We start from the raw sequence: 23601 nt of genomic DNA, 5'->3' as shown, positions 1-23601 counted from the left end.
ATGTTTTATTGATCTTCTTCAGCTTAATCGGCAAGAACGATCACTTTATTGTCTTTCATTTCAACTACCCCACCGGCAATAGGAAGGTTCAGGATCTTGCTGTCTTTCGCATCGCGGGTAAATTCAGCAGAAATATCTTCGTTATTCACAGTGTTTGAATGCGTGTACACTTTGATCTCACCTTTTCCCAGGACAGAAACAATGGGGGCGTGATTGTTCAACATCTGGAATTGCCCATTGATGCCCGGCACGCTTACAGAATCAACTTCTGCACTTAGCAGAACGGCCTCCGGAGTAACTATTTCTAAATACATATGTTTTAGCAAATTTCAATCTCCAAATTCCAAATTCCAATTAAGAACAATTGGAATTTGGGTATTGGAATTTGGGTTTTTATTTGGCTTCAGCTAACATTTTCTCACCGGCTTCGATAGCTTCTTCAATGGTTCCTTTAAGGTTGAAGGCAGCTTCTGGCAGGTGATCCAATTCCCCGTCCATGATCATGTTGAATCCTTTGATGGTATCCTTAATGTCTACCAACACTCCTTTAAGTCCTGTAAACTGTTCAGCTACGTGGAAAGGCTGAGAAAGGAAACGTTGCACACGTCTTGCACGTGATACAGCCAGCTTATCTTCTTCAGAAAGTTCTTCCATACCAAGGATGGCGATGATATCCTGAAGTTCTTTATATCTCTGTAGTAATTCTTTTACTCTCTGAGCACAGTTGTAGTGATCATCACCTAATATCTCAGCAGTAAGAATTCTTGAAGTAGAATCAAGCGGATCTACCGCAGGATAGATACCAAGCTCGGCGATCTTACGAGAAAGTACTGTTGTTGCATCAAGGTGGGCGAAAGTTGTCGCCGGCGCAGGGTCAGTCAAGTCATCTGCAGGTACATAAACCGCCTGTACAGAAGTAATAGACCCGTTCTTTGTTGAAGTAATACGCTCCTGCATCGCACCCATCTCTGTTGCAAGCGTAGGCTGGTATCCTACCGCAGATGGCATACGTCCAAGAAGTGCAGACACCTCAGAACCTGCCTGGGTGAAACGGAAGATGTTATCAACGAAGAAAAGTACGTCTTTCCCCTGTCCTTCTCCGGCTCCATCACGGAAGTATTCAGCAATGGTAAGACCAGAAAGGGCAACACGCGCACGTGCTCCAGGTGGCTCGTTCATCTGTCCGAATACGAAAGTAGCTTTAGAATCTCTCATCGCGGTCTTGTCAACCTTCTGAAGATCCCATCCTCCTTCTTCCATAGAGTGCATGAAGTCATCACCGTACTTGATAATACCTGACTCAAGCATCTCTCTCAAAAGGTCATTTCCTTCCCGGGTTCTTTCACCAACTCCGGCGAAAACAGAAAGACCTCCGTGACCTTTTGCAATGTTATTAATAAGTTCCTGGATCAATACGGTTTTACCTACCCCGGCTCCACCAAAAAGACCAATCTTACCTCCTTTTGCATAAGGCTCGATAAGGTCAATAACTTTGATCCCTGTGAAAAGAACTTCTGTAGATACAGATAAGTCTTCGAATTTTGGAGCTTCCCTGTGAATTGGAAGTCCGTTTTCGTCAGCTTTTGGTAAATTACCAAGTCCGTCAATAGCATCCCCGATCACGTTGAACAAACGTCCGTATACATCTTTTCCGATTGGCATTTGAATAGGCGCTCCTGTAGCAACTACTTCAACTCCTCTGCTCAAACCATCGGTTGAATCCATAGAAACAGTTCTTACGGTGTCCTCTCCAATGTGAGATTGAACCTCAAGAACCAATACAGATCCATCTTCTCTGGTAATTTCCAAAGAATCGTAGATCCTTGGTAATTCAGCATTCTCTGTGTTAAACGCTACGTCAACCACAGGGCCGATAACTTGTGCAACTTTACCTGTAACTTTAGACATTATCTAATCCTTTAATGTTTTTGTTTTATAAATACTTAAAAAAGAACTCTTAACAACTTTGAACTTATTTCACAAAGCCAAGCTCTTTTTCAGGCTGCAAAGATAGTTTTTTTGTATAAAAGTCTATAAGAGAAAGTACAACTTTTTTCTTCTTCGAAAAAAGCTGATGAACAAACTCTTTCGTTCCACAAAAAAACCTGCACTCCCAAGAGAATGCAGGTTTGAAAAATTCGGTTTTAACCGATTATTCTACAGTAACCGACTTCGCCAGGTTTCGTGGCTGATCCACGTTCTTACCAAGCATTACTGCAATGTGGTAAGAAAGCAATTGAAGCGGAATGGTCGTGATAAGCGGAGTCAACGCTTCAATAGTATCGGGAACCTCGATCACGTAATCTGCAAGTTCTCTCACGCTGGTATCTCCTTCGGTCACGATCCCGATGATCTTACCTTGTCTGGATTTGATCTCCTGGATATTGCTTACCACCTTCTCATAATGCCCTTTTCTGGTGGCGATCACCACTACCGGCATTTCCTCATCAATAAGAGCGATCGGCCCGTGCTTCATTTCGGCAGCGGGATAACCCTCGGCGTGTATATAAGATATCTCTTTAAGTTTTAATGCTCCTTCAAGGGCCACCGGGAAATTAAACCCTCTACCTAAATAAAGACAGTTCCTCGCGTCCTTATACTTAAAGGCCACTTTCTGAATATGTTCATTAGATTTCAGTGATTCTTCCACCTTCTGCGGAATGGTCTCCAGTTCACGCAGGTGCATGTGGAAATCGGAATTTGAAATGCTTCCCTTAGCTTTCGCCAGCTTGAGAGCAATTAGAGTTAGCACCGTGATCTGAGTAGTAAAGGCTTTTGTGGAAGCCACCCCTATTTCGGGTCCGGCGTGAGTATAAGCCCCTGCATTGGTTTCACGGGAAATGGAAGAACCAACCACATTACAAACTCCAAACACGAAAGCTCCTTTTTCCTTAGCCAGCTTGATAGCAGCCATTGTATCGGCAGTTTCCCCACTTTGCGAAATAGCGATCACCACGTCATCTGAATTGATGATAGGGTTTCTATACCTGAATTCGGACGCATATTCCACTTCAACCGGAATACGTGCGAGGTCTTCAAAAACGTACTCGGCAACAAGACCTGCATGCCACGATGTTCCGCAGGCAACGATAACGATCCTTTTCGCGTTGAGGAAACGCTCCAGGTTATCATCTACTCCGGCCATTCTAATGATACCATCGTCAACCAGCAGTCGCCCTCTGTAAGTATCGGTGATGGCGCTTGGCTGCTCATAGATCTCCTTAAGCATGAAGTGGTCAAAGCCATTCTTCTCTATCTGCTCAAGGTTAAGCTGCAACTCCTGGATATAAGGATCCACCAAAGAATCATCTTTGATCTTTCTCACCTTCACACCTTTATTCCTTCTCACTACAGCCATTTCCCCGTCTTCAAGGTAAATTGCATTGTTGGTGAATTCTATAAAAGGAGACGCGTCAGACGCGATGAAATATTCTTCATTACCCACTCCAATCGCTAACGGACTACCCAAACGGGCCACCACTATTTCATTCGGCTTGGTCTTGTCGAATACTGCGATCGCGTATGCACCAACTGTTTGGTTAAGGGCGATCTGCACTGCTTTTCCAAGCTTTACATTTTCTTTCTTGATGACATCTTCAATAAGATTGACCAACACTTCGGTGTCAGTATCCGAATGAAAAGTATATCCTCTGGAAGTAAGTTCTTTTTTAAGAGACTCATAGTTCTCTATGATCCCGTTGTGAACGATCACCAGGTTACCTGAATTTGACAAGTGAGGGTGTGAGTTCACGTCATTGGGAACACCATGGGTTGCCCATCTTGTATGCCCCATTCCCAGGGTACCGGTAGTGCTGATCTCGCTCTCAAGTTTTTCCTTGAGGTCAACAACCTTTCCCTTAGTTTTTGAGACCTTCAATTCTTTATCATCATACAAGGCGATACCCGCACTGTCATATCCCCTGTACTCCAGTCTCTGCAATCCTTTTAAAACTATAGGATATGCCTCCCTATAGCCAATGTATCCAACAATTCCGCACATAACAATTTTTCTTTACTTTGATTCTGTATAGTAGATCTTTAATTTGAGACGTTTTTGATCATCCTGAGCGGCAGGTCCGTAAAGGACTGTAGCTTCAGGCGTTATAACAGAAGTAGTAGGGATCTTCTTAACATCAGCAGTTTCTGTTTGTTTGACAGCAGAACTGCTTACCAAATTCACATTTTCGGCAACCACCAAACCTAATCTCACGTTCGTGGAATCCTTGTTCAATATATTGTCTATGTGTCTGGTCAATTTGATCTTGTAGCTAACACCCTCACCATTCTCATCTGTTTTTAACGGCCCCAGGTGATTATTGTTGGAAACCGAAGTCATGGCGTTTGCCTGCCCCGGAGTATCCAAAACATAATCTGCAAGGAACCTGTTATTGGTAAGATCGTATAAATATAAACGTTCAGGTTCATTTACTCCTGAAACAGCTGATTTATTAACAAAAAATTCAAGATTGGCTTCGTTTATCAGCCAATCGTTACCTCTCAAATACTCTAATTCATCAGAGATACCATCACTATCAGAATCTATGCCATTAAAAAGATCAATGATCACCATTGACCCTTCCCCGCCTTTCAGGTAGAGGTTTGAGGCATCTGGAAAGGCTGGTGTTTCCTGCTGAAAAGTGTTCACACGAGCAGGCCCTAAATTAAGTTTAAAGCTTCTTGGAGCACTTACCATTTCCTCAATGTCCCCATCATCATCAGAATCACCTGTATCGACTACCTGCACCGTGTAGTAAAGGGTAATTCCGGCATCTGCATGCGCCAGGTTAAGCGACATCATTGTACCGTCTTGTCCTACTGCTTCAGCTTTCAAATAAATGCTTCTGAAGTAATTTCTGAAATTCGCCATGCTGGAAAGTTCTGAAGAACCTTCTTTATCAATGATCTTTGACTGGAAAAATTCAGAGTTCAGTTTTAGCTTCATCCTTGGCGCATGCTGCAGGGTATCTGTCTCTGTATATTCAATTACCTCTTCATCAGAAGGCCTGAAGCTTTCAGTAGCAAAAAGTACTTTCCCGGTAAGATTGTTTTCTATCTGCCCTTCAAGGTCAGAATAATATTTCTGTGCCTGCTCAAAATTAGTTTCAGGATCGAATTGATTCATGAAAAAGTTAGTTTCAAGCACACTTATCTTTATAGGATCATTTCCGTAGATGGAATCCAACTTATATTGTGGATTACCATCGGCGTCATTCTCAATCTGAGTGGAGAAATATGGGATGTTGAGCACCACACTGTCGAGCACAGGCTGGTCTCCGAAATCTGGATTGATTGCTGAAAGAGAAACCTGTGTTAAAATACTGGCAACCTGGCTTCCAAAAACGGGATCGTTGTAAACACCCAGCAGGTTGACCGGCAGATTATTGGTCTGCACCGGCGCCAGATCGTTGTTTGTGGCCGATATCATCGCCTCGTCATAAACGTCGGCATTGAAATTGGGTCCACCTATCACATTGCCACCAACTGTTTCAAAATCATCCTCACAGGCTACAAAAGAAAAAACAACAGCAATGACTGTTGTTATTTTCAACATCGTGTTCTTTATATTCATTCGATTAAATCTTCTATTTTTTCTAATTTAAGACAGGACCTTGTTCATGTAGAAATCCTGGTAAGCCGTCGCGAACTCTTCGCGGTTCTTGTATTCCAGTACGGGCTTATCCAGCCTGGCAAGGTATTTTTTAAGTTCCTCGGGTATATTGTCACCTGCAATGATGGCAGCGTCTGAGTTATCAACGGCGATCTTCATCAGGTTCACGTAATCTGGTTTTTTAAGATGTTTTACCTGGTCGCTCTCAAGACCGTCAAACAGCACTTTCTTCTGCATATCCTTGTCCAACGTACCTTCAAAATCCTGATTATAAACAGAGGTCACGATCTTTGCGGTATTGAACAAAGGTTCATTTCCGTAGTAATTTCTAAGGTACAATGGTAAAAGCGAAGAAAGCCAGCCGTTCACATGAATAATATCTGGCGCCCAATTTAGTTTTTTCACCGTTTCTATCACCCCTTTGGCAAAAAATATCGCTCTCTCGTCATTATCGGGGAACAGGTTCCCTTCTTCATCGGTAAGTGTCGCCTTTCTTTTAAAGTAATCCTCGTTGTCTATAAAATAGACCTGCATTCTCTCTTTTGGAATAGAAGCTACTTTAATGATAAGAGGCATATCCAGGTCGTTGATCACCAGGTTCATTCCTGAAAGTCTTATCACCTCGTGAAGCTGATGTCTGCGCTCATTTATATTTCCGAAGCGAGGCATAAAGATCCGTATCTGCCCACCCTGGTTATTCACCATTCTGGGGGCTTCAAATGACATGGATGAGATCTCAGTTTCGGGTAGGTAGGGAATAACTTCAGATGATACGTACAATATCCTCTTATCTTTCATAGGTTCACTGCTTTTGTGCTGTTGTGAATAAAAAACACGCAAAAATACAAATTTTTATGCAGATTGCCAGTATTATATTAAGTTTGCACGCTGTTAATTTTACAATAAGATGCAGATTTTAAAGGAGAAGCAATCTCTAAAAGAACAGATTCAGGCTTACAAAAATGACGGGTTGAGCATTGGATTTGTCCCTACCATGGGAGCGCTTCACCAGGGGCATATTTCCCTCATTCAAAAAGCATTATCCCTTTGCGATAAGGTGGTGGTGAGCATTTTTGTGAACCCTACCCAGTTCGATAATCCCGAAGACCTTGAAAAATATCCGCGTGACCTTGAAAAAGATGTGGACAGGATCAAGGAAATCAGCGATCAGGTGATCGTATTTTCTCCTGCTGCAAATGAGATCTATGGCAGTAATGTCACTTCGGAAGAATTCTCTTTTGACGGGCTTGAGCATCAAATGGAAGGCAAGTTCAGAAAAGGCCATTTTAACGGAGTAGGCACCATAGTGAAGAAGCTGTTTGAAATGGTGCAGCCCGATAAAGCCTTTTTTGGAGAGAAAGATTACCAGCAGCTCCAGATCATCAAAAAGCTTGTAGAGAAGCAGCATCTGCCGGTAGAGGTAATCGGCTGCCCTATTGACCGCGAGATCTCAGGTCTTGCCCGAAGTTCCCGAAATGAAAGGTTAACCACCGAGCAACGACAGAACGCCGCGGCCATTTATAAGGTCCTGCAACAGGTGAAGGAAGATTTTGGCACAAAAAGTGCATCTGAACTAACCGACTGGGTAAGAGACCGTTTTAGGTCTGAATCCAGCCTGGAACTGGAGTATTTCGAGATCGCCAATGCCGATACTCTACGACCGGTTGAAGAGAAGAAAGAAGGAGAGAAATATAGAGCTTTTATCGCCGCCTATTCTGGCGATATTAGGTTAATTGATAATATAGCATTAAATTAGGCAGGTATGCAAATACACGTTGTTAAGTCAAAAATTCACCGCGTACAGGTAACAGGGGCAGATCTTAATTATATAGGAAGCATCACTATTGATGAAGACCTTATGGACGCTGCCAACATAATTGAAGGAGAAAAGGTGCAAATCGTTAATAACAACAATGGGGAAAGACTGGAAACCTACGCCATTCCCGGTCCCCGAAACACCGGAGAGATCACGCTAAACGGTGCCGCGGCGCGTAAAGTAGCCAAAGGCGATATCCTCATCTTGATTACCTATGCGATGATGGATATTGAGGAAGCAAAATCTTTTAAGCCGTCATTGGTTTTTCCTGAAGAAGGAACCAATCTTTTAAAATAAGTGCCCAGGAAAAAGATCATAAAATTTGCGAAAACCACACTCCCGCTCCTGCTGGGAGTTTTTTTGGTTTGGTACTCCTTAAGCAGCGCCACCCCTGCCGAACGAGCCGAACTGTGGAACAATATTCTGCTGGCCGATCATAAATGGATCGCGATCTCGCTTTTTTTAGGACTCCTCTCCCACATGTCACGGGCTTACCGCTGGAAGTATCTTTTAGAGCCTATGGGATATCAACCCAAATTCGCCAACAGCTTCATGGCGGTTATGGGCGGTTACCTCGCCAATCTTGGTGTTCCACGTTCCGGTGAAGTGCTAAGAGGCGCCACCATTTCCACTTACGAAGACATTCCCTTTGAAAAAGCCTTCGGAACCATAGTTTCTGAAAGGATCGCCGATCTCCTGATGCTGTTGCTGATAGTGATCGCCGGGCTCCTTATTCAAACCGAAGGATTGCTGAACTATTTTGACAACCACGACATCAATCCGTTCGTTTCCATAGGAACCGTATTCATAGCTGTTCTTTTGGGTATTTTTCTTCTGAAGCTTATCAAAAGGTCTCAGCACAGCATAATGGTCAAGATCAGAAATTTCGCCAGAGGCCTCCTGGAAGGAATGCGAAGCATCCTTCAAATGAAACGAAAAAAGGAATTCATCTTCCACACCGTTTTCATCTGGTCCATGTACCTGCTAATGTTCTACGTGATCAAATTCACCATTCCGGAGACCACACCTCTTTCCATTGCGGGAATAATGGCAGCTTTCATTGTAGGCTCTTTCGCCATCTCAACCACCAATGGCGGCATAGGCGTTTATCCAATTGCCATGGGAGCCGTGCTACTGCTTTTTGGCGTCAACCAACAGGCCGGCGAAGCCTTTGGATGGATCTTGTGGGGCTCTCAGACTGTGCTAGTTATCCTCCTGGGAGGTTTCTCTTTATTATTTCTTCCGATTTTTAATCAGAAGAAATAATTATATATTGCTACCCAAATCAACACCCCCCAATTATGTCAAAAATCTACCTTTTTCTAGCTATTTTTTTTGTCACCACTTTCTCCAACGCGCAAGCCATTTACAAATCGATCGACTCCAGAATGCTGGGGCAGGAAAGACAGATCAAGATCCAGCTTCCTCGAAACTACGACAAGAATCCTGAAAATCATTACCCGGTAATCCTGGTTTTGGACGGGGATTACCTTTTTGAACCCATTGCCGGAAACGTTGATTTCTTCTCTTACTGGGATGATATTCCCGAAGCCATTGTGGTTGGGATCAACCAGGCGGGAAGCAGAAGAGCCGACACCTACGCAGATGACATACAGTATTTTCCATCAAAATCGGGCAAGAACTTCTTTGATTTTATTGGGGGCGAACTATTCCCATTTATCAACAGCACATACCGCACCACGAATTTCAACGTGATCGCGGGGCATGACCTTACCGCCAACTTCGCAAACTTCTACCTGTTCAAGGACAGGCCATTGTTTCAGGCGTATATCAACTTAAGCCCCGATCTTTCTCCGCAAATGGCGGGAAGGTTATACCAGGCGCTTGGGAGCACAGGGTCACAGAAATGGTTCTACCTGGCAACAGCATCCAATGATGTAGCCGAATTGAAAAGATCTATTGAGCAGCTGCACCTTCAGCTAAATACAATTGACAACGATAACCTGCATTACACTTTTGACAATTTTGATAAGCCGTTCCATTATTCTTTGGTGGCTCACGCTATTCCAAGAGCCTTGGAGCAAATATTCGCTGCATATAAGCCGATCAACCTCGAGGAGTACGAGGAGCTTAAAACCGATGACTCTTCTCCGTTGGCATTTTTGAACAAGAAATACGGCACCATTAAAAACCTCTACGGAGTGAATCTCCCTGTGAGACTGAACGATTTTCTTGCAGTGGGAAAAGCCATAGAGCATAAAGAAAACTGGGACGAACTTGAAAAACTGGGCGAACTTGCCCTGAAGCAGGATCCCGATTCTATGCTGGGCAGTTATTATATGGCTAAATCTCTTGAGGAAAGAGGAAAAACAAAGAAGGCCATGAGGATGTATGAGAGCGCCTATGACAAGAAAGAAGCCGGGTTCATCACCGCAGATTTCATGATTCGAAAAGCTGAACTCATCAAAAAAGATTTCGGGTACTAAATGGCCAAAACAAAGACCACCTTTTTTTGCCAGAACTGCGGCACGCAACACAGTAAATGGCAGGGCCAGTGTAGCTCCTGCCGGGAATGGAACACCCTGGTAGAAGAAGTCCTTCAAAAAGAAGAAAAAAAAGACTGGAGATCTCCTGCTTCAGCCCCTGCCACGAAAAGGGCAGCAAAGCCTCTGAGAATTTCTGAAATAGAGGTTTCAAGGGAAGAAAGGTTAAAAACGAATAACAACGAACTCGACAGAGTACTGGGAGGCGGGATAGTTCCCGGCTCCCTTACTCTTTTGGGCGGGGAACCCGGAATTGGAAAAAGTACGCTCCTGCTCCAGATCTCGCTACACCTCAATTACCGCACCCTGTATGTATCGGGTGAGGAAAGTCAGCAGCAGATAAAGATGCGGGCAGAAAGGATCAATCCGGCTTCAAACAACTGCTATATTCTCACCGAAACCAAAACCCAGAACATCTTTCAGCAGATCGAAAAGCTGGAGCCCGAGATCGTCATCATTGACTCCATTCAGACCCTGCACAGCGACTACATTGAAAGCAGTCCCGGAAGCATTTCCCAGATAAGGGAATGTACAGCCGAATTAATAAAGTTTGCCAAAGAAACTTCTGTCCCCGTTATCCTTATCGGCCATATTACCAAAGAAGGGAGCATTGCCGGGCCAAAGGTGCTGGAGCATATGGTAGATACAGTATTGCAGTTCGAAGGAGACCGAAATCACGTTTACAGGATCCTTCGGGCGCACAAGAACCGCTTTGGCTCTACCAACGAATTGGGAATTTACGAGATGCAGGGGAACGGACTCCGGGAAGTAAGCAATCCTTCGGAGATCCTTATCTCCAAGAATGAGGAAGACCTCAGCGGAACAGCCATCGCGGCAACCCTGGAGGGAATGCGCCCCTTGATGATCGAGATACAGGCTTTAGTGAGTTCCGCAGTTTATGGAACTCCGCAGCGTTCTGCCACAGGCTATAATTCAAAACGCCTGAACATGCTTTTGGCGGTGCTGGAAAAGAGGGCCGGTTTTAGGCTGGGCGCGAAAGATGTTTTCCTGAACATCACCGGCGGGATCTCTGTAGATGATCCGGCGCTTGATCTTGCAGTGGTAGCGGCTATACTGTCTTCCAACGAAGATATCGCCGTTCCCAAGGACATCTGTTTTGCCGCAGAAGTTGGTCTGGCTGGGGAAGTAAGGCCGGTAACGCGTGTGGAACAACGTATACTGGAAGCAGAAAAACTAGGTTTCAGCACCATTATCGTGTCTAAACAAAGTAAGATCCCGAAAAGTCAGTACAACATAAAACTTCAGAAGGCATCCAAAATAGAAGATGTGGTGAGCTTTCTATTCGGCTGAAAATGAACTTTCTGGCATAGTTTCTGATTTTTCAAGAACGTGAAAAGAATAGAGCTTACCTACCCACATTTATTTCTTATTATTTCCGTCATCGTCGTTACAACGTCTTGCTCCAGGCTGAACAAGGTGACCGATCTGGTCACCAACACTTCAGCAAGGGAAAAATACCAGAGAGAATTTGAAGATGATGCTCCGGCTTTAGGCAACTGGCAGCAGGAATTCGACAAGGCTGTCCTGGACAGCATCACAGTTAGCCTGCCCTATTCGGAATTTGGGAATTTCTCACCTGTTACATACCCTGTTTATTCTTATGAAATGACGCTGGACCAGGGAGAGCGGCTACAGGTAGAGGTCGAGAAGGATTCCCTCCAACAATTAGTGTTTCTCGACCTTTTTAAGAAGGAGAACGATTCGGTTTATGAGCATATTAAAAGCGCCGACTTTTCAGAAACAGGTATTTCAGAAGAAATAACCGCTTCGGGAGTATATAAAGTGATCGTGCAGCCCGAGATTGGAGCCACTACCCCCTTCAGAATTCAAATTTCGAAAGAGCCGGTATATTCTTTTCCGGTAGTTTCAAAAGGAAATTCCGCCGTGCAAAGCTACTGGGGTGCCGTAAGAGATGGCGGCCGCAGAAGTCACGAGGGAATTGACATTTTTGCTCCACGAGGAACTCCTGTAATTGCAGTTACTCCCGGAAGAGTTTCCTCTACCGGAAATAAAGGCCTGGGCGGAAAGCAGGTCTGGCTAAGGGACAGCAAGCGAGGAAATTCTCTTTATTACGCGCATCTGGACAGCATTATCGCCACCTCCGGGATGAGGGTAAAAGTGGGCGATACTCTGGGGTTAGTAGGTAATTCAGGAAACGCCCGCACCACTCCGCCGCACCTGCACTTCGGAATCTACAAAGGCTATCGTGGTGCCCAGAATCCACTGCCTTACGTGTATCAAATAAAAAAGGTTGAAAAACTGCCTTTTTCGAAAGACAGTAATTCAACCTTTATAATAAGCAGTGCCACTGCGAATCTTAGAAAAGGGCCATCCACGAAAGCCGTTATTGGCAGACAGGCAAAAGCTCAGGATACCTTGCAGCTTTTAGGCAAGACCAGTGACTGGTATCACACCCGCCTTGAGGACCAGAATTATTTTATCCACGAAAGCCTGGCAAGTCCGCTCTAATTATTCTATTTCCTGCAATAGTTTATTGATCTCATCGAGTTTCGGAGTGAGAATCACCTCGATCCTTCTGTTCCTGGCGCGGCCTTCGGCAGTGTCGTTGTTCGCAACGGGAGCATATTCTCCGCGACCTGCTGCCGTGAGGTTCTGAGGATCTATATTATTGTTTTGTCTTAGCAGCTGCACAATAGCCGTAGCCCTTTTTGTAGACAGGTCCCAGTTATCGGTTAGCTGCCCGCTGCCATTGTAAGGCACATTATCTGTATGACCTTCAATAAGCACGGCGATATCAGGATTTTCAGCGAGAACCGATCCAAGCTGAGCCACGGCTTGCTTACCTTCGGCACCGACAGACCAGCTACCCGAGCTAAAAAGAAGTTTGTTCTCCATAGAAACATAGACCTTTCCATCCCTCTGTTCTACTGTAAGGCCTTTGCCTTCAAAATTGGTCAGGGCTCGGGAAAGGGAATTTTTAAGCGCGTTCATTTTTGCGTCTTTCGCAGCGATCACTCCTTCGAGCTCATCAATGCGTTTAGATCTTGCGGCAAGATCTTTTTCAAGCTTTTCTAGTCTTGCTTTTTCCGCGGAAAGAGCGTTCTCCTTTTCGTCAAGCTCGGCAAGCAACTCACGATTTCTCTTTGAATTTTCGGCTAAGGCCGAAGAACTGTTGGCTTCGAGCGCATCGTACGAATTCTGCAGCTTGTCCAGGCTTTTCTTGGTGTTGGTATAATCCTGCTGAAGTTTGTCCCTTTCAGCAAGAAGGGTTTCATACTGGGCTTTCAATGCAGCCAGGTCCTGCTCGTTCTGCGTGTTCTTGGCCTGCAGTTCCTGAAAATCTTCGGTAAGTTCGGCATTTTCCTGCTGTAATTGAGCGTGTCGCCCTTCCAGATCTTTATAGACCTTAGAAGATACGCAAGAGGTAAGTACTAAGCTGCTGAAAAGGGCAAAAAAGGTGATTTTTTTCATTTTGGAGGGCTTTAAAATTTAAATTTCTGAATGAAGTTCCAGCAGTACAGGACAATGGTCACTGTGCTTGGCTTCAGGTAATATAACGGCGCGTTTGATCTTTTCTTGTAAGGGTTCGCTCACCATACTGTAATCAATGCGCCAGCCTTTGTTATTGCCCCTGGCTCCCGCACGGTAGCTCCACCAGGAGTAATGCCCCGGTTCATCGTTGAGATGTCTGAAGGCATCAATAAATCCGTTGTTTATGAAATTGGCGATCCACTCCCGCTCTACCGGAAGGAAACCAGAAGTGTTCTTCAGCCTTACGGGATCGTGAATGTCGATCTCCTCATGGCAGATGTTGTAATCGCCGCAAATGACGAGGTGCGGAAAATCCATTTTCAGCTCATCAATATACTTTTGAAAATCATCCATATACTGCAGCTTGTGATCCAACCTCTGGATATTGGTACCGGAAGGCAGATAAAGGCTCATTACCGACACGTCCTCAAAGTCGGCCCTGATGTTCCTTCCTTCAAAATCCATGTAATCTATCCCGGTCCCAAAAACCACATTTCTGGGTTCTATCTTGCTTAGGATAGCCACGCCGCTGTAGCCTTTTTTGACGGCCGGAAACCATGAATTGTATTTATAGCCTATATCTTCAAAAAGGCTCTGGTCAAATTGTTCGGGATTGGCTTTTATTTCCTGTAGACAAACCACATCGGCGTCTACCTGCTCCAGCCATTCCACAAAACCTTTTCTGATGGCTGCCCTTATCCCATTAACATTGTAGGAGATGATCTTCATGTAATCTATTTTTCCTGAAGCTCAAAAATAGCATTTTCGGGATATCTGGACCAATGAATCTTCCGAAGAAAAATTACCGAACGATGATTCTTTTGACCCTTCCCTCGTTGCGGGTACCGACTCTAACCAGGTATACGCCGGTGGCCGCGTAAGACATATCGAGCGTGTATTCGTATCCGCGAAGGCCTTTTTCGATCTTGTTCTCTACCAGTTTTTGCCCCAGCAGGTCGTGAACCGTGACCCACAAGGATTGCTGATACCCGGTGGTAAAGTTCACATCAAAGATCTCCCCATCAAAAGAGCTGATGGTAAGTTTTGAATCTTCAAGCGCAGATTCTTCAATATCACTCACGATCACCACCGAATAATCCATGGTGTTTCCGTAATCCATTACGTCACAAGGATCGTTAAGATCTCCTCCATAATCGGTATCTCCGGCTCTTACCCTCATTAAATGCTCGCCAAGGGGCGCGTTTTCAGGAATCCTGAATTCGAAAACATGAACCTCATCGGCTGTAGGAATAAGCGCAGAACTTATGAGCAGCTCATTCCTGTCAAAAAAGGCATTATCGTTGAAATCTATCCAAAGAGAGAAACGATTCCCCGAAAAACGGCTGGAAACACCCACCTGGAAAGTGCCCTGGGTGCGGTCAAGCCTTGTTGAGAGACCTATAAAGTCATGATAACCGTTGGTGCAGAAAATATTTTCGTTCACAATGTCCTGCAGGTAAAAATCAAAGATCCCGTCTCCAAAGGAACAGTCTGAGCCTTCGGGGATACAATTGAGATTGGCCACGATCTTTTCTGTGTCGTCATTCTCCTTGTTGGAATCCTCTTCAAGGAGAGTGGTCGCGTAGATCAGGTATTTTTCGGGAGCCGAAAGATCCACAAGGCTCTGGAATTTATAAGAGAGTTCTTCGCCTACGCCCAGGGTTTCGTTGATAGTTTCGGTAACGAGATCGCCATTATTGACGCTGTACGCCACCGGGAACGAACTCTGCGGTTCCCCGCCAAAATTCTCAACCGTTACTATAACCTCTTCCTGTCCCAGGTTCTCTCCTGTTTCGGGAGAATGGATCACAGTTACCCCAACGTCGTTGGGCGGCAGATTCTTGATAATTTCTGTGTAGGTGTCATTTTCGGGATCTTCATCCCCGGCCAGATTTGTACTTGCCAAAAATTCGTAATTTTCTCCTATTTCTGAAAGGTCAACTCTTGTGGAGAAAGTGAAATTCACCTGATCTGTTGCCGCGATGGTTCCGGTAAAAGTTTCGGTCACTTCGGTGCCACCATCTACCGAAAAGGACACCTGGAAATTGGACTGCGGATTACTTCCGAAGTTACGAATAGTGACCGTAACCTGTTCATTGTTGCCCAACGTACCATTCTCAGGTGCTACGATATCCACGATGCCCACGTCATTGCTAAATTCCGGGGCTATTTTAAAAACTCCAACAGTATTGAGCCTTGAACCGGCTCCAAAATGCTCCCCAATGAACCAGAAGGTCTCCTGGTCAACTGGGTCGATGCTCAAGTGCGAATAATCTCCATACCTGTTGCTGGGATCGGGAGCTACACCTTCAACGATGGTCTCTTCCTGCAGCGTCATTTTGCCCAGGGGATCATCAGCATATCTTCCGGTGTAACGAAGAGAAGGATAAATGGGGTTTGTAGGGTTGTCGTCAAGAATGGTGAATCCAAGCCCGATATTTCCATTCTTATCAATACCTATACTTCCGCACCAACGGTCGCTGTTATCGGGAGCATAAGTCCCTTCCTGATAGACGGTCCAGGGCTGCCCGGTGGCATCCTGCCGAAGCTCGTACCAGCGTATTCCTGCATGCTCCACTACGGAAGGATCAACATCTACCACAAAATTGAAAACGACGGAATTATGTGTAGGAAACTGCCTGAATGCAGTAGGATACATGACAGCCCCTTGCAAAGCATCCACATCGGGAGAGTTCCCGGGTTGGGAAAGGTTCTGAAATGATCCTCCGTCAAAAACCGAATGGAACGGCGTAACTCCTTCCGAAGGACCCAAGGTTTGCGATTCTTCAATTGTCGAGTTCAAGGGATCCTTCCAATCCACATTGACCAGCCACATCTTGAGATGGTCTTCATTCACCCCCAGCCACGCGTCATCCTGGTAATAAATGATGGGGGAATTGCCTACCGGCGGTAACTCTTCCCCAACAGCGAAGAACCCCGCGGGACTGTAAAAACCGTTCACCCTTATCCCCGGCAAAGGAAAACCTAAATGTTGGGCTTCTTCGCCCTGCAGCATCTTGTCCCTTTCCAGCACGTAAACCACTTCATTGAGCCCGTCATCCTGATCATCGGGCGCCCTGATCTCGTCTGGGTCCTGGTTGGTGGTCACGTAATAACCATCTCCCCACACAAAGAACTTGGGATAATCGGGGAAAGTACCTGTTGCAAAGCGGTAAGTATACCAGCCGTCATTGACTGGGTCGGGTCCTTTTGAAACCGCCACTAACAGACTGTTAGGAGAGTCACTGAACTGGGTTATCAAAAACCTGTCAGCAAAGCTGTCATAGAACACAATGGGATCACCAAGATCTTCATCTGCGAAATTTCCTCCAATAGATTTCAAGTCGGCAGGCGGTAATAGCAGGTTTCCCTGTTTGTCATAAATGGCAAAAGCCGAGTTCCAGGCGTTAACATAATGGTTTGGTCCCACCGCGCCGGTAGGATCTGTAGGCGTAGAGCCCGACGTCGCCGCACCAAAGGTCAAAATAGGTTTTTTGTTTGGAATTTTTCCTGCATCTTTCTGCCAGGCGGCATCCATCGTTTTGGGATATCCTTTGCCGGGAACCACGATATTGGAACTCCTGTTCTTAGGGTTATAGATTTTGAATTCGCCTGAAGGCGGCAGTAAATCTTTAGTGGAGATAGCCTCTGTACTTACAGCCTGGGCAGAGCCCGACAAAACCGGCCGGGCACGTTCATTGATCTGAGAGAAGGTTTTCCCGCACACCAAGAACATCAGCAAAAGAAAAAAACAGTATTTATTCATCATGCAGGGAGGCCTTTTAGAACGCCTAAATTTACAGATTTAAAAAAGAGTGCAAACAATAAAAGGATAATCCAAAGCTGAATTATCCTTTTTTTAACTTTAATTATAGAAAAATTACCTACTTCTTCATCCAGTGCTTAAAATTCACTTCGGCATCAATGACTGCTGAAAGTTCTGAAATGTGAACCCGCTTTTGTTCCATGGTATCCCTGAAACGAACAGTTACAGACCTGTTCTCAAGTGACTCGTGGTCAACGGTGATACACAGCGGTGTACCGGCTGCATCCTGTCTGCGATATCTTCTTCCAATGGCATCTTTTTCGTCATACTGCACATTGAAATCCCATTTAAGATCTTCAATGATCTCATTGGCAAGTTCGGGAAGTCCGTCCTTTTTCACCAGCGGCAGAACAGCAGCTTTATATGGCGCAAGAATGGCTGGTAATTTAAGAACTGTTCTGGAACTTCCATCTTCCAGCTCTTCTTCTTTAAGTGCTGCGGAAAGTACGGCAAGGAACATCCTGTCAAGGCCAATGGATGTTTCAATCACGTAAGGCACGTAGTTCTCCTTAAGTTCGGGATCGTAAAATCTCAGTTTTTTACCTGAATGCTCTTCGTGAGCTTTAAGGTCAAAATCTGTCCTGGAGTGTATTCCTTCCAGCTCTTTGAACCCGAAAGGATAATTGAATTCAATATCTGCAGCTGCATTGGCATAATGCGCCAGTTTATCATGGTCGTGGAAACGATAGTTCTCCTCACCCAAACCAAGCGACAAATGCCACTTTAACCTGAGCTCTTTCCAGTGTTCATACCACTTCAATTCCTCTCCCGGACGAACGAAGTACTGCATCTCCATTTGTTCGAATTCCCTCATCCTGAAGATGAACTGCCTGGCCACGATCTCATTCCTGAAGGCCTTACCGGTCTGCGCGATCCCGAACGGAATTTTCATCCTTCCGGTCTTCTGCACGTTGGAGAAGTTCACGAAAATACCCTGGGCGGTTTCAGGGCGCAGGTAAAGATTTGTAGCCGTGTCTGCCGACGCACCAAGCTTGGTGCCGAACATCAGGTTGAACTGTCTTACTTCGGTCCAATTCTTTGAACCGGTTTCGGGATCGGCTATTCCAAGTTCTTCAATAAGATCTTTTACATCCTTGAGGTCTTCATTGGTCAAAGACTGACCCAATCTCTCCAGGATCTCCTTTCTTTGTCCCAGGTATCTTTGAACCCTATCGTTGGTGGTGACGAATTGCTCTTCATCAAAGGAATCTCCAAACCTCTTACGGGCTTTTTCAATTTCCTTTTGCGCTTTCTGATAGATCTTTTCCGCATGGTCCTCCACCAGAACATCGGCGCGATATCGCTTTTTTGAATCTTTGTTGTCGATCAACGGATCGTTGAAAGCGTCAACGTGCCCTGAAGCCTTCCAGGTGGCCGGATGCATCAGAATAGCGGCGTCTACACCAACTATTTCCTGGTGCAGCTGCACCATGCTCTTCCACCAGTAATCGCGGATATTCTTTTTCAGCTCGGCCCCGTTTTGTCCATAATCATAGACAGCGCTTAGTCCGTCGTAAATTTCACTTGAAGCGAATATATACCCATACTCCTTGGCATGGGAAATAACATTTTTAAAAAGATCTTCTTGTTTTGCCATAGCACAAAAATAAAAAAACCGCCCTGATTACTATCAAAGCGGCTTTATAATTTAGTCAGGTGTTTTTACCTTAGATCAAAGGTGGTCGCTCCTATAAGATTGGCACCATTGTAAACCAACACCTTATAAGTTCCCTCGATCAGGTTTTCTTCCAAAGTATTAGCTAAAATACATACATCAAGTTCCTCATTTTCATAGAACACTTTTGTGGCAGCACTGTACACCATCACCCCGCCTTCATGCTGCACAGCTATCTGGTCTCCCACAAGATTATTGTTAGGATTGTACACCTGCACATAAAGCTCTTTTTCGCCGGCTTCGGCCAGGGCGTTAGGAGTTAATGAAAAGCAGGTTCTTATCTTATCTACTCTTCTGGTCTTATCATTCTCAACCAAACGTCCGCTGTTTCTTTCGATCACCCCCTCACCTCGCAGGTTACTCACCTTGAGCTGCGCGGCACGGTCAATCTTATTGGCCATGGTCTGAGTTTGGGCTTTAAGAGAGTCAGAGACCCTGGTTCTTTCCAGCAGCACATTATTGGTACTGTCAATTTCGGTGATGAGCATCCTGTTTTGGTTGCTCAAGCTATCTACAACTCTGAATAACTCCTCTTTTTCAGCTTTAAGGTTGCTCACCTCGCGACGGTATCTCGCCAGCACGGCAAGGTTTGCCTCCATGTTCTCCACAGAGTCCCTTAAAGACACTATTCTTTCCCTGGCCGCGACAAGTTCGCTATCAAGACCCTCATTTTCAGCAATGGCCTCGTCATATTTTACGATAAGATCGTTTAGTTCCCCTTCGATCACTGCTTTTTCCTTTTGCAGTATTTCCCGGTTCTCTTGTTCTTCGTTGTAGAATTTCACTGTGTAGATACCTAATGCGATGAGAGCCACTGCCAATACCCCGGTTAGGATCTTCAAAGCATTATTACTTTTTTCTTCAGCCATAATTCTTGGGTTTTCGGTTTAGTTTGTAAATTTATAGGTTTTGCGCCTGTTTTTACTAATTCCTTAACAAATGTTTCACGATTTTAAAGATCTCTTATTCCCAAGGCTGTGCCAAAGTTGTGAAATCATCCTAAAGCGGAATGAAAAAGTGCTCTGTACCCGTTGTTTACACGCCTTGCCGGTAACGAACTACCATCTTGAAAAAGGGAATCCGGTGGAAGCGATCTTCTACGGAAGGATGCCTGTTGAAAATGCCACTTCGCTCCTGCTTTTTGAGAAAAAGGAAATGGTGCAAAAGCTCATTCACAACCTGAAGTACAGAGGTCACGAGGAAATCGGAGCCTACCTGGGAAACTGGCTGGGCAATGAGCTGAAGCAGTCAGAATTCTACAGGAATGTATCGATGGTCATTCCCGTGCCGTTACATAAAACCAAGTTAAAAAAAAGAGGTTTCAACCAGGTAGAGGCGTTCGGAAAAGAGATCGCCAAAGCCCTTGAAGTGCCATACAAAGATCAAATTCTTCTGAAGGTCTCATCCTCCCAGACCCAGACGGTCAAAAAACGCTTCGCCCGCTGGGGGAGTATTGGAGAGACCTTTGTGCTGGAACACCCCGAAGAAATTGAAGATCAGCACATTCTTCTGGTTGACGACCTGGTCACTACCGGGGCAACCTTAGAGGCCTGCGCAGAAAAACTGCTTCAGGTGAGGGGCGTAAAGATCAGTATCGCCACCATGGCCGTCACTCACTGAGTGGCTTCAGAAATAAAAGAATTAATTGTTTCTTTGTAACATGAAAAAATCCGCAGGTTATTTATTCTTTTTGATCGTCATAATTTCCGCAGGTTGTGCGAAACGCGGCACTCCAGAAGGCGGCCCTATAGATGAAATCCCGCCGCAGTACGTACGCGCCCGTCCGGAAAATTTCACCACGAATTTTGACGCCAGAGAGATCAGGATCTATTTTGACGAGTACATCAAGATGCAGGATCCGCAGCGGCAGATCATCATTTCCCCGCCCATGGACCCCAAGCCGGATATCACGCCGCTGGGAACGGCCAGCAAATCTATTACGATCAATATCAATGATACCCTGCAGCCCAACACCACTTATACCATCAACTTCGGAAGGAGTATCACCGACAATAATGAGGGAAATCCTCTGGACTATTTCACTTACGCCTTTTCAACCGGCCCTTATATAGACTCCCTTACCGTTGCCGGAAATGTTTCCGACGCCCTGCTGAAGATGCCCGACCCTTACATTTCGGTCATGCTGTATGAGGTGGATTCCACCTATTCAGATTCTGTGATCTACAACAGGATTCCCCGCTACGTCACCAACACCCTTGACAGCCTGACCACTTTTGAACTAAGGAATTTGAAAGAAGGAACCTATCAGCTGGTGGGAATGAGAGATGTGAACAATAATTACATTTTTGACCCGGCTACAGATAAAGTGGCTTTTGCCGATGAGTACATCACCATTCCCACAGAGAGTGTGTTCGATCTCATTCTCTTTTCTGAAGATCCGAATTTCAGGTTTATGCGACCCCAGCAAAAATCCGCTCAGCACCTGCTTTTCGGCTATGAAGGTCTTGCACAACCGGATAGCCTTACTATCGAAATGATCTCACCCAAACCGGAAGGTTTTGAAAGCAGGATCACCAAAGACCGCGAAAAAGATACTTTACACTACTGGTATAAACCGACTATTGAAAGGGATTCGTTAAGGTTTATTGCAGAAATGCCCGGCTATAGAGACACTTTGCTCACCCGAAGAAAAGAAATGAAAATGGATTCCCTGCAATTCACTTTTGAGCCAAAGTCTACCATCAATTTTGCTCAAAACCTGCAGATCCTGCCAAACATTCCGTTGAGCAGCACCAATGATTCTCTGATCAACATTGTAGATAAAGACACTTTGCCGGTAGCTTTTACTACTAAATATGACAACTGGAAAAATGAATTAGTAATCTCATTTGAAAAAAAGGAAAGCCAGGTATACAGGCTCACCGCTTTACCGGGAGCTTTTACAGATTTCTTCGGAAAGGAGAACGATACGCTAAAGACCCAGATAAGAACGCAGGCTTACGCCGATTACGGAAACCTGGTGATCAACCTGCAAAACGTGCAAGAGTTCCCGGTGATCTTGCAGCTTACCACTGAAAAAGGCGAGGTACAGGCCGAAAAATACAGCACAGGCAGTACCAGCATTAATTTCCAAAATATTAAACCCGGAAAATACCTGCTAAGGTTGATCTATGACTCAAATGAAAACAGGATTTGGGACAGCGGAAGCTTCCTGCAAAGAAGGCAGCCCGAAAAAGTGGTTTACTTCCCAGATCCTTTAGAGGTGCGCGCGAATTGGGACGTCACCCAGACCTTCAATGTAGAGTAAAGCGATCGCGGTCCTGCAGAAATTTCAGCTGGGTTCGAATCTCATGAAGATGAGATCTTTCCAGAATGACCTCTTCAGAAAATTCGGTTTCAGAAGTGGTTTTTGAGACCCGTTTTCCAAGTCCATCATAGGCTGCAGAATGCCCCACATAATCCAGATTTTCGCCGTCCTTACCTACCCGGTTCACACCTATGCAATAACTCATGTTCTCGATAGCGCGGGCTTGAAGAAGAATATCCCAGGCGTGAACCCGCGGGGCAGGCCAGTTGGCCACATATAGTAAAAGATCGTAATCTTCGGTGTTCCTGGCCCACACCGGAAACCTGAGATCGTAACACACCAGCGGACAGATCTTCCAACCTTTATAGTTCACTATTAACCGTTCTGTACCCGAGGCATAGATCTCATGTTCCCCTGCCAGGGTAAAAGTGTGCTTTTTATCATATTTTTCAGAAGAACCATCGGGAAAGACAAAATACAAACGGTTGTAAAAATTTCCTTTTTCAGAAGTGATTACAGAACCCGTCACGGCTGCGTCTTTTTCCGAAGCCATTTGCCGCATCCATTCAAAAGAAGGTCCCGTTGGAGGTTCGGCAAGCTCTTCGGCATTCATAGAGAATCCGGTGGTGAACATTTCGGGCAGGACTATAAGGTCCACATCTGCAGAAAGTGCTTTTATCTTCTCTTCAAAAATCTTCTTATTGGCTTCAATATCTTCCCAAACCAGGTCGACTTGAAGCAGTGCTGTCTTTAAATTTTGTGCCATACGTAAATGTATCAAAAATTCGGCGGACGCTGCTAAATGCATGTTAAATGCTTGTAAACAATGCATACAATGAATAGCTTTATTTGCCTAATACTTCAATTGCTATGAGTTTAAATAATTTTTTTGATAAAGATTCTTTTCCCACTAATGCCTCCCGCGGGATCCTGGCGGGATTTATCGGCGGCCTTGCCGGCAGCGCTTTGAAATCGACCGTAGAACGCTTTTTGCAGGTGAGAAAGATCGATGAAAAATCTGCACAGGTGAAAGTGATGGACCAGCTTGCCGTGAAACTGACCGGGACTCCAATAAAACTGGAGAATGAAGGTATCGCGGAACAGCTTGTAAATATTCCTTTAGGCGCTACGGTAGGCGCGGTTTACGGTTACGGAAAAAGAGATAATACCGAGGTTAATATCCTGGACGGCGCGATTCTTGGCGGTACCACCTGGGCTTCCACCCATGAGACCAGTCTGCCATTGATGGGACTGGACCGCAGCCCGGAAAAGATCCCGTTAAAAACCCAGATGCATGAGCTGCTGGCCCATGTGATCTTTGGAGTTACCACCGAAGTTGTTCGCGGCTTCGTCAACGAAAAACTGAAGCAGCGACTGGAAGAAGAATAATA

At 45.2% G+C, this 23601-nt stretch carries 20 protein-coding genes; 9 read left to right on the top strand and 11 right to left on the bottom strand.

From position 1 onward, the window contains the following. Positions 1-23: 23 nt before the first annotated feature. The 5 genes from BLS64_RS03445 to BLS64_RS03425 form a co-directional block, all read right to left on the bottom strand. Positions 24-314, bottom strand: a complete 291-nt coding sequence (locus tag BLS64_RS03445) for a FoF1 ATP synthase subunit delta/epsilon (RefSeq protein WP_093111724.1) — start codon at positions 312-314, stop codon at positions 24-26. 79 nt (positions 315-393) lie between these two features. Then, entirely contained in the window at positions 394-1908 is a 1515-nt protein-coding gene (gene atpD / locus BLS64_RS03440; protein ID WP_093111722.1) for a F0F1 ATP synthase subunit beta, read from the bottom strand. 244 nt (positions 1909-2152) lie between these two features. After that, the gene (gene glmS / locus BLS64_RS03435) at positions 2153-4000 is read right to left on the bottom strand and encodes a glutamine--fructose-6-phosphate transaminase (isomerizing) (protein WP_093111720.1); all 1848 of its coding nucleotides are present in this window, start codon (positions 3998-4000) and stop codon (positions 2153-2155) included. A 12-nt stretch (positions 4001-4012) separates the two neighbouring features. Further along, complete coding sequence (locus BLS64_RS03430; protein WP_245693366.1) at positions 4013-5551, bottom strand: DUF4270 domain-containing protein; 1539 nt, start codon at positions 5549-5551, stop codon at positions 4013-4015. Between the two features lie 45 nt (positions 5552-5596). After that, complete coding sequence (locus tag BLS64_RS03425) at positions 5597-6406, bottom strand: glycogen/starch synthase (RefSeq protein ID WP_093111716.1); 810 nt, start codon at positions 6404-6406, stop codon at positions 5597-5599. 109 nt (positions 6407-6515) lie between these two features. Between BLS64_RS03425 and panC the strand changes: the two genes are divergently transcribed. The 6 genes from panC to BLS64_RS03395 are packed head-to-tail and all read left to right on the top strand — an operon-like array spanning position 6516 to position 12418. Next, positions 6516-7364, top strand: a complete 849-nt coding sequence (gene panC / locus BLS64_RS03420; RefSeq protein ID WP_093111714.1) for a pantoate--beta-alanine ligase — start codon at positions 6516-6518, stop codon at positions 7362-7364. A gap of 6 nt (positions 7365-7370) precedes the next feature. Further along, complete coding sequence (gene panD, locus BLS64_RS03415) at positions 7371-7721, top strand: aspartate 1-decarboxylase (RefSeq protein WP_093111712.1); 351 nt, start codon at positions 7371-7373, stop codon at positions 7719-7721. Next, entirely contained in the window at positions 7722-8690 is a 969-nt protein-coding gene (locus BLS64_RS03410; protein WP_093111710.1) for a lysylphosphatidylglycerol synthase transmembrane domain-containing protein, read from the top strand. Between the two features lie 35 nt (positions 8691-8725). Continuing rightward, positions 8726-9871 (top strand): alpha/beta hydrolase, encoded by a 1146-nt coding sequence (locus tag BLS64_RS03405; protein ID WP_093111708.1) that lies wholly within the window; start codon positions 8726-8728, stop codon positions 9869-9871. Continuing rightward, complete coding sequence (radA, locus tag BLS64_RS03400) at positions 9872-11239, top strand: DNA repair protein RadA (protein ID WP_093111705.1); 1368 nt, start codon at positions 9872-9874, stop codon at positions 11237-11239. A gap of 39 nt (positions 11240-11278) precedes the next feature. After that, positions 11279-12418, top strand: coding sequence for a M23 family metallopeptidase (locus tag BLS64_RS03395; RefSeq protein ID WP_245693365.1), 1140 nt, complete (start codon positions 11279-11281; stop codon positions 12416-12418). Here the strand turns inward: BLS64_RS03395 and BLS64_RS03390 are convergent, their stop codons facing one another. From BLS64_RS03390 to BLS64_RS03370, 5 genes are all read right to left on the bottom strand, one after another. Continuing rightward, positions 12419-13381, bottom strand: coding sequence for an OmpA/MotB family protein (locus tag BLS64_RS03390; RefSeq protein WP_093111703.1), 963 nt, complete (start codon positions 13379-13381; stop codon positions 12419-12421). A gap of 18 nt (positions 13382-13399) precedes the next feature. Beyond that, on the bottom strand, positions 13400-14170 hold the full coding sequence (locus tag BLS64_RS03385) for an exodeoxyribonuclease III (RefSeq protein ID WP_093111701.1): 771 nt from the start codon (positions 14168-14170) through the stop codon (positions 13400-13402). A 73-nt stretch (positions 14171-14243) separates the two neighbouring features. Then, positions 14244-17210, bottom strand: coding sequence for a GEVED domain-containing protein (locus BLS64_RS03380; RefSeq protein WP_093111699.1), 2967 nt, complete (start codon positions 17208-17210; stop codon positions 14244-14246). A gap of 115 nt (positions 17211-17325) precedes the next feature. Beyond that, entirely contained in the window at positions 17326-18864 is a 1539-nt protein-coding gene (locus tag BLS64_RS03375) for a glycine--tRNA ligase (RefSeq protein ID WP_093111697.1), read from the bottom strand. A 65-nt stretch (positions 18865-18929) separates the two neighbouring features. Continuing rightward, on the bottom strand, positions 18930-19811 hold the full coding sequence (locus tag BLS64_RS03370) for a hypothetical protein (RefSeq protein WP_093111695.1): 882 nt from the start codon (positions 19809-19811) through the stop codon (positions 18930-18932). A gap of 70 nt (positions 19812-19881) precedes the next feature. Here BLS64_RS03370 and BLS64_RS03365 point away from each other — a divergent pair, with 70 nt between their 5' ends. Further along, a complete protein-coding gene (locus BLS64_RS03365) occupies positions 19882-20562 on the top strand; it encodes a ComF family protein (protein WP_093111693.1) in 681 nt (226 codons plus the stop codon). Between the two features lie 40 nt (positions 20563-20602). Then, positions 20603-22210 carry an Ig-like domain-containing protein gene (locus BLS64_RS03360; protein ID WP_093111691.1) on the top strand — a complete coding sequence of 536 codons (1608 nt, stop codon included), beginning with the start codon at positions 20603-20605 and terminating at the stop codon, positions 22208-22210. Here BLS64_RS03360 and BLS64_RS03355 read toward each other — a convergent pair. Then, on the bottom strand, positions 22197-22976 hold the full coding sequence (locus tag BLS64_RS03355; RefSeq protein WP_093111689.1) for an amidohydrolase: 780 nt from the start codon (positions 22974-22976) through the stop codon (positions 22197-22199). The two genes, BLS64_RS03360 and BLS64_RS03355, sit on opposite strands and share 14 nt — an antisense overlap. A 104-nt stretch (positions 22977-23080) precedes the next feature. On the opposite strand from BLS64_RS03355, the gene BLS64_RS03350 reads away from it, so the two are divergent. Then, positions 23081-23599: a DUF1440 domain-containing protein gene (locus tag BLS64_RS03350; RefSeq protein WP_093111687.1), complete on the top strand. Its 519-nt coding sequence runs from the start codon at positions 23081-23083 to the stop codon at positions 23597-23599. Positions 23600-23601 lie beyond the last annotated feature (2 nt).

It is taken from the genome of Salinimicrobium catena (genome assembly GCF_900102915.1).
GTDB lineage: Bacteria > Bacteroidota > Bacteroidia > Flavobacteriales > Flavobacteriaceae > Salinimicrobium > Salinimicrobium catena.
The sequence above is the reverse complement of the archived record's forward strand: the minus strand, read 5'-3'. Positions and strand labels throughout refer to the sequence as shown.